This window comes from Novosphingobium sp. (assembly GCF_036803765.1).
Lineage (GTDB): Bacteria > Pseudomonadota > Alphaproteobacteria > Sphingomonadales > Sphingomonadaceae > Novosphingobium.
The window spans coordinates 20,457-29,373 of record NZ_DAIRTS010000037.1; the positions used below are offsets into that span (position 1 = coordinate 20,457).

Consider the following 8,917-nt stretch of genomic DNA (forward strand, 5'->3'; position numbering starts at 1 on the left):
TGTCATTGCACTAATTCGAACCAAGGGTCACTGAGCCGGAACCCGAGCGGGATCGGTCGCGCCCGTTCCAGGCGAACCCGACCGCAATGGCGACCGCCATCAGGAGTTGCGCCAGCACCGATTGCCAAGTGGGAAACACGCCGAGCATCGACAGCCGTGGCACGTCCGCGAGCGGTGCGATGTTGATAAGGCCGGCTTCCTGGAGCGCGGCGACGCCTTTACCCGCCAGCACGACGGTCAGGACCGCCATGAGCCAGGAGCTATAGCGGAAGAACTGCGCGATCGGCAGCTTGCGACTGTAGCGAAGCATGGCCCAAGCGATCAGGCTGAGCAGTCCAATCGCCGACCCGGCCCCCGCGAGAAGCATCCCGTTGTCACCTTGCGCCGAAAGCGCGGCATAGAACAGGATCGTCTCGAAGACCTCGCGATAAACTACGACGAACGCCAGCCCGAACAGGAACCAGCCCGACCCGCCCGAGAGCGCCCGCGACATCTTCTCGCGAATATAGCGCTGCCACTGATCGGCCTGCGCCTTGCCGTGCATCCAAATCCCGACCGAGAGCAGCACGACCGCGGCGAACAGCGAGCCAAACCCTTCCGTCAGCTCCCGGCTCGCACCGCTGATCCCGATCGCATAGGTGGCGACCGCCCAGGTGATCCCGCCCGCGATGATCGCGCTGACCCAGCCGCCATGCACGTACCGCAGCGCCTCGCCGCGCTCGGCTTTACGCAGGAACGCGATCATGGCGACAACGATGAGCAGGGCTTCGAGCCCTTCACGCAGCAGGATCGTGAACGCGCCCAGGAACGTGGACGCTTCGGTGGCGGCATCAGGCGCGAGCGCCGCTTCCGCATCGTCGAAAAGGCCGCCCAGTACTGCGACCTTCTCCGCGAGATCATCGGGCGACGCGCCCCGGTCGATCGAGGCGCGGAACTCCCCCATCGCGCCCTCGATTCGACCCATCAGCGTCGCGTCGCGCGCGGTGAGTGTTGGCTCGATCGGCTCGAACCCATCGAGATAGGCCGACAGCGCCAGCTCTTTCGCCATGCGCGCATCGCCGCGCCGCGCAGCCGCCACGCTTTCGGCGAGTTTGGCGCGGGCGACCGCGAGCGAGCCGGGAGCCTGTTGTATCACCTGTTCGGGATGACGACGCAGGAACGCGAGCACTGGGTCAGCCTTGGCGTCGCCGATCGCCGCGCCGAGCGCGGCCGGGGTGAGCGCGACCAGGGTTTTCAGGTCCGGAATGCGCCGGCGAAGGGTCGGGTCGGATTTCCAAAGCCGCTCGCCTTCGCGCGCCTGCGCATCCGTGAAGGCGAAGCTCCCGGCTCGGAATGCTAACGCCCAGCGCTGATCGTTGGGCAGATCGGCGAAGCTCTGCATCGCGGTCCCGTCGATGCCTTGCGTCACCACCTGATAGAGCGCGAACACGCTGCGCTGGCGCGCGCGCTCGGCATCGGTGAAAGCAATCGGGGGCGTAGCGAGCTTGGCGGCGTCAGGGCCACGGCCGTTGCCCGTCATCCCGTGGCAGGACGCGCAGGATTGTCGGAACAGTGCATCGCTGGAGACGAGGTTCGGAGCCTTATCGGGCGCGAGCGGCACCGGGTAGGCGCGCAACAGATCGGCCGCGAGCCCGTGCGCCAATGTTGCCACCTGTTCAGTCGGTCCCTTTTCCGCGATCACCGCCTGGAGGTTGGCAGCCCGCTGGATGAGGGCTTGACGCTCCGGCTTCGCCGGCAGGCCCTGAAGCCGTGTCGAGACCGACGCGGCGAACTCCGTCATCTCGGCATATTCCGACGTGCTCTTGATCCGACCGTTGGCGACCGCGCCGCCATAATCGACGGCCATATAGTCGAGCAGCCGCCATGCGGTTTGCACGTCGCCGGGTTCGGCGATTGCCGCAGCAGGGAACAGCAGCGCCGCGAGCGCGGAGAGCAGCCGCAACGAGAGCATTGCCCGGATCAACGCGAGCAGACGCACTACCGCTCTCCCAATTCGCGCCGAGCGCCAGTGACGATTTCATAAGCGGAGTGGAGGAACAGGAGGGCGATGAGGCCGGCGACGGCGAGGTCCGGCCAGGCGCTTCCTGTCCACGCCACCAGACCGGCCGCGGCGATCACCGCCACGTTGGCGAGCGCGTCGTTGCGGCTGAACAGCCAGATCGCGCGAACATTGGCGTCCCCTTCCCGGAAACGCGCAAGCACCAAGGCGGACACGACATTGATCGCGAGCGCGACAACGCCGATTGTGCCCATCAGTTCGGCATCGGGCGCGGTTGCGTTCAGGGCGCGCCAAATCGCGAAACCGATTACGCCCACGCCAAGCGCACCGAGAAACAACCCCTGCGTCAGCGCGACCTTTGCCCTCGCCCGTGCGGACCAGGCAAGCGCGAGAAGACCGATAAGGCTGATCGACCCGTCCCCGAGAAAATCGAGGGAATCCGCTTTCAGCGCTTGGCTATCGGCGATGAACCCGCCGAACAGCTCGGCGACTCCGAAGCCGAGGTTGAGCACCACGACGGTCAGCAGCGCACGGCGATAGGCCGGATCGGTTTGCGCGCGCGCGGGCTCCCCGTGGCACCCGCAGCTTTCGGTAGAAGCATTCATGCGGCCTTCCTTACCACCTCCAGTCGCTGTAGAAGCAAGCGAAATGTGCGACACGTTCGCATAAGCAAGGATGGCATGATGAAGCCGGTGATGATTGGGCAGCTCGCCAGCGAGACCTCGACGAAGGTGACGACGATCCGCTTTTATGAGTCGATCGGGTTGCTCCGATCCGCCCCTCGCACGGCGTCGGGTCGCAGAACCTACGATGCCAGTGACATTGAGCGTTTGCACTTCATCCGCAACGGTCGCCGGCTTGGCTTCTCCGTCGACGAGATCCGTTCGTTGATGGGGCTGGCGCAGAACCCGGACCAGGATTGTGGTGCCGCCTCAGCTATCGCTGCTCAGCACCTCAAGGATGTGGAGGAGAGACTGGCGCAACTCGCGGTGTTGCGGGATGAGTTGGCAATGCTCAGCCAGAGCTGCACCAAGGCGCGCATGGCCGATTGTCGGATCATGAAGGCGATCGGCAAAGGCCACCCTCAAGCCGATCAATAATAATCGGCCAGCCTGAGCTCGCGCACATCACCCGAGGCCATCGTCAGCTTTACGAGGGTGCCAGCAGGCCGGGAGCGCACTTGCCAGAGCTCCCCACGCGTATAGTTCGCATCGATCGAATGGCCGTTCACCGCCACGATCCGGTCGCCGACCGCCCAGCCAGCCTTTTCCGCGGGACTGTTCGCCGCCACATGAACAACGGTGAGCGCCGTTGGTGAGGCTGCGAGGCCAAGGCCGCTACGGTCCTTCAGCATCGGCAGGCGACGACGAGGACCGAGTGGCCGGAGCCACACGAATCCGGCGGTCACGTCGAACACCACGTCGAATTGAGCGATCAGCGGTAGGCCGACATTGCCAACCGTGCTGGTGGAGAGCCAAGCTCTCATCCCGAGTGTGGGGACGTTCGAGACGCCAAGCCCTTCGATGTTGATGTTCTGGATCGTGAAAGCATCGTTGATACGCACACCATCGACGCCGCCGATCGCCGCGGTCGAGACGAGCTTCCCGTTCAACAGCCCTTGATCGCGGGCATAGGCCGACGAGAGCATCAGCGCGGCCGAGCTGCCAAGATCGATCATCAAGGGCACGGGAGGCAAACCCGAGACGGAAGCTCGAATGAACAGCTCCTGCTTGGCACCGCGCCCGAGCGCGACAGCGCGCCAGTCGGGACCGGCGAGAAACGTGCCTGACTTGACGACCGCCATACGCCTTTTCGCGAAATCGAGCGCGATGCAGCTACCCGTGAACATATCGGCACCGAGGAGGATATCGATCGGTCGTCCGAAGGCCGCCGACACTGAACTCAGATCACCAACGACGGCAAAGGGTAAGCGACGGGTTTCGCGGGCGAGCTGTACGTCGATGTCGCGGACCAGCAGCACCGGGGCCTTGGCGCTCAGCCCGCTAATCATGCGCCGCTCACCATCGTTCAAGCCGAGCTTCGCCGCGAGCGCCGTGCTCATGATCGACGCGCCGCTGCCACTGTCGAGCACCGCCCGCACCGGCACTCCGCGCACTTGTGCCGAAACAAGGAGGGTATCACCCGTGCCGACTTCCAGCGGCTCCCATTCGAGGTGAGCCGCACCGAAGTTCCACGAGCCCGCAGACCGGGAAGTCTGTCGCGCGAGCGTTGGAGAACCGAGCACCAAGCCGGTTCCACAGGCCACCAGCCGCGCCACTAATGAGCGTCGAGACATACCGATTGCTTCAACACGGGCCGTCAAAAAGCCACCTCCAGCCCCCCGTCCGCAGGAGAGCAAATTGCGGTTACATGCTCCAGCCACTGGAGGAGCAAGTGCTTTTGGTGCGCCCGAAAATCCTCAGAAGCGCTTGGAGAACTTTAGATGAAGGATGGTGCAGACCGCTTAGATGCCTTCCCGATAACGAACGGTTCCGGGGGACGCTGGGCCGATCGGGACCGCGAACGGTGTAAACGCTCGCGCTAAGTGGCGGCATTCTGATCGCGCTATTTGTCGGCGAGCGTCGCTACGCGGCTACCGGCTTGGTCTCGGCCGATCGCACATAGGCGTAGAGTTTTGGCTTGGAGATGCCGAGCATCGAGCAAATCTTGGCGATCGGCATCGTGTTCTCGTGGTAGAGCCTGACGGGCAGGTCGCGCTTGTCCTTGCCGAGTGCGGCCGGCCGGCCACCCTTCTTGCCGCGAGCGCGGGCTGCGGTGAGACCGGCCTGGGTCCGCTCGCGGATCAGGTTGCGCTCGAACTCCGCCAATGCCCCGAACAGGTGGAAGGTAAGCTTGCCCGACGTGGTGGTCGTGTCGATCGCCTCGTGCAGGCTCAGCAGCCCGACCTTTTCCTCGTCGAGGTAGGTCATCCATCCGATCAGATCACGGAGCGAGCGGCCGAGCCTGTCGAGGCGCCAGACCACCAGTGTGTCGCCGGCGCGAAGCAGCTCCTTCACCTTTTCCAATCCAGGGCGAGCGGCAGTCGCCCCGGAGGCCTTGTCGGTGATGACCTTCTCGCAGCCGGCAGCCTTCAGCGCATCACGCTGGAGGTCCAGGTTCTGCTCGGCGGTCGATACGCGGGCGTAACCGATTTTCATGCGTAGGGCCGGTGGCGCCCCGATCGGGCGCGGTTTGGGAAGAAAGTCGTCATCGGCAGGTCTATGTTGCCCTAGTTTTCTTTACCGGGTAGATTTACGTCGAACAGGCCGGTTTGGCAACGCGAGCGGACTCGCATGGCGATGGGCAGGCAAATCTCCGTTTTCCTTACCTGCGACACGGACCGTCGGCGGTGACGCATCCGGCGCTTGTCCCGCCGCTGGCGATCGAGCGCTACCGCGTCCTTGAACCGCACCTCGCCGATGGCATCCCGCTCGCGGACCTCGCCCGCACCGGCACGCTGAGCGAGCGGACGTTGCAGCGCTGGCTCGGGCGCTACCGTGCCGAAGGACTTGCCGGTCTCGCGCGTCTGCCGCGCAACGATCGGGGCAGGCTGCACCTGCCGGAACATCTGGTCGAACTGACCCGCACTCTCGCCACCAAGCGCCCGCGACCCCCGGTCGCCGCCATTCACCGAAAGGTGCAGGAACTCGCCATCGCGCATGGACACCGAACCCCCAGCTATGCGGCCGTCGCGCGTGTCGTCAGGGCGATACCGGCAAGCCAGATCGCCGCAGCCTCCGATCCGGCCGTCTACCGCGACCAGCACGAGCTAGTGCATCGGCGCGAAGCCGCGACCTCGAACGAGATGTGGCAGGCCGATCATACCGTTCTCGACATTCTCGTGCTCGATGATGCCGGAACCCCGGTGCGTCCTTGGCTGACCGTCATCGTTGACGATCACAGCCGAGCCATCGCCGGTTACTTCCTCAGCCTCGATGCCCCCAGTGCCCTCAACACGGCGCTCGCCTTGCGGCAGGCGATCTGGCGCAAGCCCAATCCCGAATGGATCGTCAGCGGCATTCCCGAACAGCTTTACGTCGACAACGGCTCGGATTTCATCTCCGAGCATATCGAGCAGGCGTGCATCGCCCTCAAAATCCGCCTCATCCATTCGCTGCCGGGGCGTCCTCGCGGGCGCGGCAAGATCGAGCGGCTGTTCCGCACCATCAACGACATGTTCCTGCCCGACCTGCCCGGCCACCTGATCGCGGGCAAGCCGCTGTCGGCGCCAGTGCTCACGCTCGACGAGCTGCGCGCCCGCTTCGAGGCGTTCGTGTGCGGCGTCTATCATCGTCGCCCGCATGGCAGCACCGGCGAACCGCCGATCACGCGCTGGCAGAAGGGCGGGTTCCTGCCCGCAATGCCCGACAGCCTTGAACAGCTCGACATGCTGCTCGTGCACGTGCCCAAGCCCCGTAAAGTGCTGCGCGACGGCATCCGTCTGATGGGCAGGCGCTATGTCGAACCCACGCTCGCGGCCTTCGTCGGCGAGCAGGTCGAGGCGGTCTATGACCCCCGCGACCTGACCGAGATCCACGTCTACCACCAGGGCCGGTTCGTCTGCCGTGCGCTCAGCTCCGAGCACGCTGGGCACCCGTCGTTGCGCGCGATCCAGCGCGCCCGGCGCGGCGCGAAGGAGCGCGACAAGCAGGTGCCTGCCCCCACGGAGACCTTCGATGGCGACCAAGAGGATACGGCTTCCCGGCCCACCACCTACCGAGGGCTCCGGCTCTACGCCGCTGACGATTGAGTTCCTGGTCGAGCAGCCGTTCCTGGCGACCCGCGAACATGCCCGGTTCGTCGAGTTTGCCGAAGCCTGCGCGCACTACCGCTATATCGGCGTGTGTCATGGCCGGCCGGGCGTCGGAAAGACGCGATCGGCGCGCGAGTTTTCCAGCTTCCCCGACCTGGGGGAATATGCCGCGCTCCGTCCCATTGCCGCGCTCCTTGGCGAAAAGGTCGCTCGCTGCCGCGCCGTCTTCTACACCGTGTCGGTCAGCAACACGCCCAAGACGATCGACGCGGTGTTGGGCCTCAACCTCATTAAGCTGGGCTATGCCCGGCTGACGGTCGCGGGCGGCTCGCAGGACGAAATCACCCATGACGCCGCCCGCATCGCCTGCCCCCTCGTCATCGTCGACGAGGCCGACCGCCTGACCATAAAGTCGCTCGAACATCTCCGCGACATGGCCGATCGCCACGGCTTCGGGCTGATCCTGATGGGTATGCCGGGCTTGGAGAAGCGCCTCGCCCGCTATGCCCAGCTCTACTCGCGGATCGGCTTCGTCCACGAGTTCAACCCGCTTACCGAGACCGAAATGCGGCTGCTGCTCGCGACCCACGCCGGCGATTTCGGGATCAGCTTCGACCCGGCCCAACTCGACGCGATCGAAGCGCAGGCAGCCGTGATCCGCATCACGCGCGGCAACTTCCGGCTCATGGAGCGCCTGTTCGCGCAGATGCGGCGGATCATGACCCTCAACCGCGTCGAGGAGGTCACCGCTGACATCGTTCAGGCCGCGCGCGATTGCCTCGTCATCGGACCCGGCAACTGACAAATAGCGCGATCAGAACGCCGCCATTTAGCGCGAGCGTTTACACAGGATAAGATCCATACCGTTTCCGGAACCACTTTCTTGTTTCCTCTTCGAAATTGGACTGTGCTGATGAGTTTGAGCGATGGTGGCTTCGCTCATACACTACGCGCTACCAGGCCCCTGCCCGTTTCTTAGGCTTAACGTTGTAGCTCAAGACCCCGGGGGCTCAGCCTCCCTTCTCCGGTTCTTGCCGCTGCGCAAATCCCTCGATCTACCTGCCGCCGTCGTGTGGTCGCACGGCATCATCCAAAGACCTATTTAGGCCGTCATGACTAGCCAATCTTCGCCATAAGGCGCCCCGCCGCCCCCTGCTCTGCCGCGAGATTGCGATTATAAGCGAGCGGCATCCGCGGCGACTTCCACCGCAGCGCGTCCATGATGCCGGCCAAATCCTCCCCGCTGGCGAACAGGTCCTGATTGAGCCCGATCCGCGTCGAGTGCGCACTGATCCCCTTCAGCAACCGCGCCAGATCGTCCGCCGTCAAATCGGGCAGCGCGCCACGGTCGAACGCGCGGCCGATGATCGACCGAAAGATTGGTCCGATCGAGCCCGGGTGCAGCGCCACGGTGCCGATGTCATATTCGACGCGCGCCTTCACCGCCGGCTTGGACAGCGTCTTGCGCAGATCCCACGTCTCCCGGCCCGAGATGCTGTCGATCGGCCGACCGCGCACGGCTGCCCGCGCCTTGTAGCGCCGCACCTGCACCCGCCGGAACAGCGGCCCTGTCGTGATCCCCGCCGCTTCGGTCCACGCCGCGATCGCCGCGACGGTGCGCGGGCTGAGGTAGGCGGTCGCCCCGTCCCCGTCTTGATCGCCCTTATGACGCAGAATCTGCAGCAGCCGCGCTTCGGGATCGATCGCCTCCTCAATATGCTCAATGGCGACCGCCACCAGTTCGGAGGCGCGCAGCCCGGTGTCATAAGCGGCCGATAGCAGCGCCCGATCACGCAGCCCCGGCAGATCCTCGCCACAACTCTCGAGCAGCGCGCGGATGTTGAGCCCCCGCGCCTTGTCGCGCTCGACGTCGCGCACCGGGCCCTTGAACCGCAGCGGCCGCGCCTGCTTCTGCGCAGCCCCCTTCTCGCGGCGCACCGTCTGGAGCCGCAGCTTCACCAGCGGCGCCGGCGTCGGATCCTTGAGCTCGAGCAGCTGGTGGATCTTGGCGATCGACGCCTTGTAGCGGGATAGCGAGGCCGGCCGGCTCCCCTTCCCGGCCCGCGCGTCGAGATAATCGGCCACGGTCTCGGGCGTGGCCGGCAGCGCGATCCGGTTGTTGCGCCTACACCACGCATCGAACGCCTCGACGTCGGACTTGAGCG

The 8,917-nt window shown here is 65.3% G+C and carries 8 protein-coding genes; 3 read left to right on the forward strand and 5 right to left on the reverse strand.

The features are described 5' to 3' along the window. Positions 1–10 precede the first annotated feature (10 nt). Both V7Q48_RS17005 and V7Q48_RS17010 read right to left on the reverse strand, forming a co-directional pair. Positions 11–1,978 carry a cytochrome c/FTR1 family iron permease gene (locus V7Q48_RS17005; RefSeq protein ID WP_333840194.1) on the reverse strand — a complete coding sequence of 656 codons (1,968 nt, stop codon included), beginning with the start codon at positions 1,976–1,978 and terminating at the stop codon, positions 11–13. Next, positions 1,978–2,604, reverse strand: coding sequence for a cation transporter (locus V7Q48_RS17010; RefSeq protein WP_004212870.1), 627 nt, complete (start codon positions 2,602–2,604; stop codon positions 1,978–1,980). Before V7Q48_RS17010 ends, V7Q48_RS17005 begins: the two co-directional genes overlap by 1 nt. A gap of 78 nt (positions 2,605–2,682) precedes the next feature. On the opposite strand from V7Q48_RS17010, the gene V7Q48_RS17015 reads away from it, so the two are divergent. After that, on the forward strand, positions 2,683–3,099 hold the full coding sequence (locus tag V7Q48_RS17015) for a MerR family transcriptional regulator (RefSeq protein ID WP_004212867.1): 417 nt from the start codon (positions 2,683–2,685) through the stop codon (positions 3,097–3,099). Here V7Q48_RS17015 and V7Q48_RS17020 read toward each other — a convergent pair. Continuing rightward, complete coding sequence (locus V7Q48_RS17020) at positions 3,093–4,295, reverse strand: aspartyl protease family protein (protein ID WP_013039112.1); 1,203 nt, start codon at positions 4,293–4,295, stop codon at positions 3,093–3,095. The genes V7Q48_RS17015 and V7Q48_RS17020 overlap by 7 nt on opposite strands. 289 nt (positions 4,296–4,584) lie before the next feature. Next, a complete protein-coding gene (locus V7Q48_RS17025) occupies positions 4,585–5,157 on the reverse strand; it encodes a recombinase family protein (protein WP_009824027.1) in 573 nt (190 codons plus the stop codon). Positions 5,158–5,348: 191 nt separating this feature from the next. Here V7Q48_RS17025 and V7Q48_RS17030 point away from each other — a divergent pair, with 191 nt between their 5' ends. After that, complete coding sequence (locus V7Q48_RS17030) at positions 5,349–6,749, forward strand: Mu transposase C-terminal domain-containing protein (protein ID WP_004212864.1); 1,401 nt, start codon at positions 5,349–5,351, stop codon at positions 6,747–6,749. Further along, positions 6,676–7,554, forward strand: coding sequence for an AAA family ATPase (locus tag V7Q48_RS17035; protein ID WP_082102860.1), 879 nt, complete (start codon positions 6,676–6,678; stop codon positions 7,552–7,554). Before V7Q48_RS17030 ends, V7Q48_RS17035 begins: the two co-directional genes overlap by 74 nt. A 314-nt stretch (positions 7,555–7,868) precedes the next feature. Here the strand turns inward: V7Q48_RS17035 and V7Q48_RS17040 are convergent. Beyond that, on the reverse strand, positions 7,869–8,917 hold a 1,049-nt coding region (locus V7Q48_RS17040; protein WP_333840216.1), incomplete at its 5' end, for an integrase.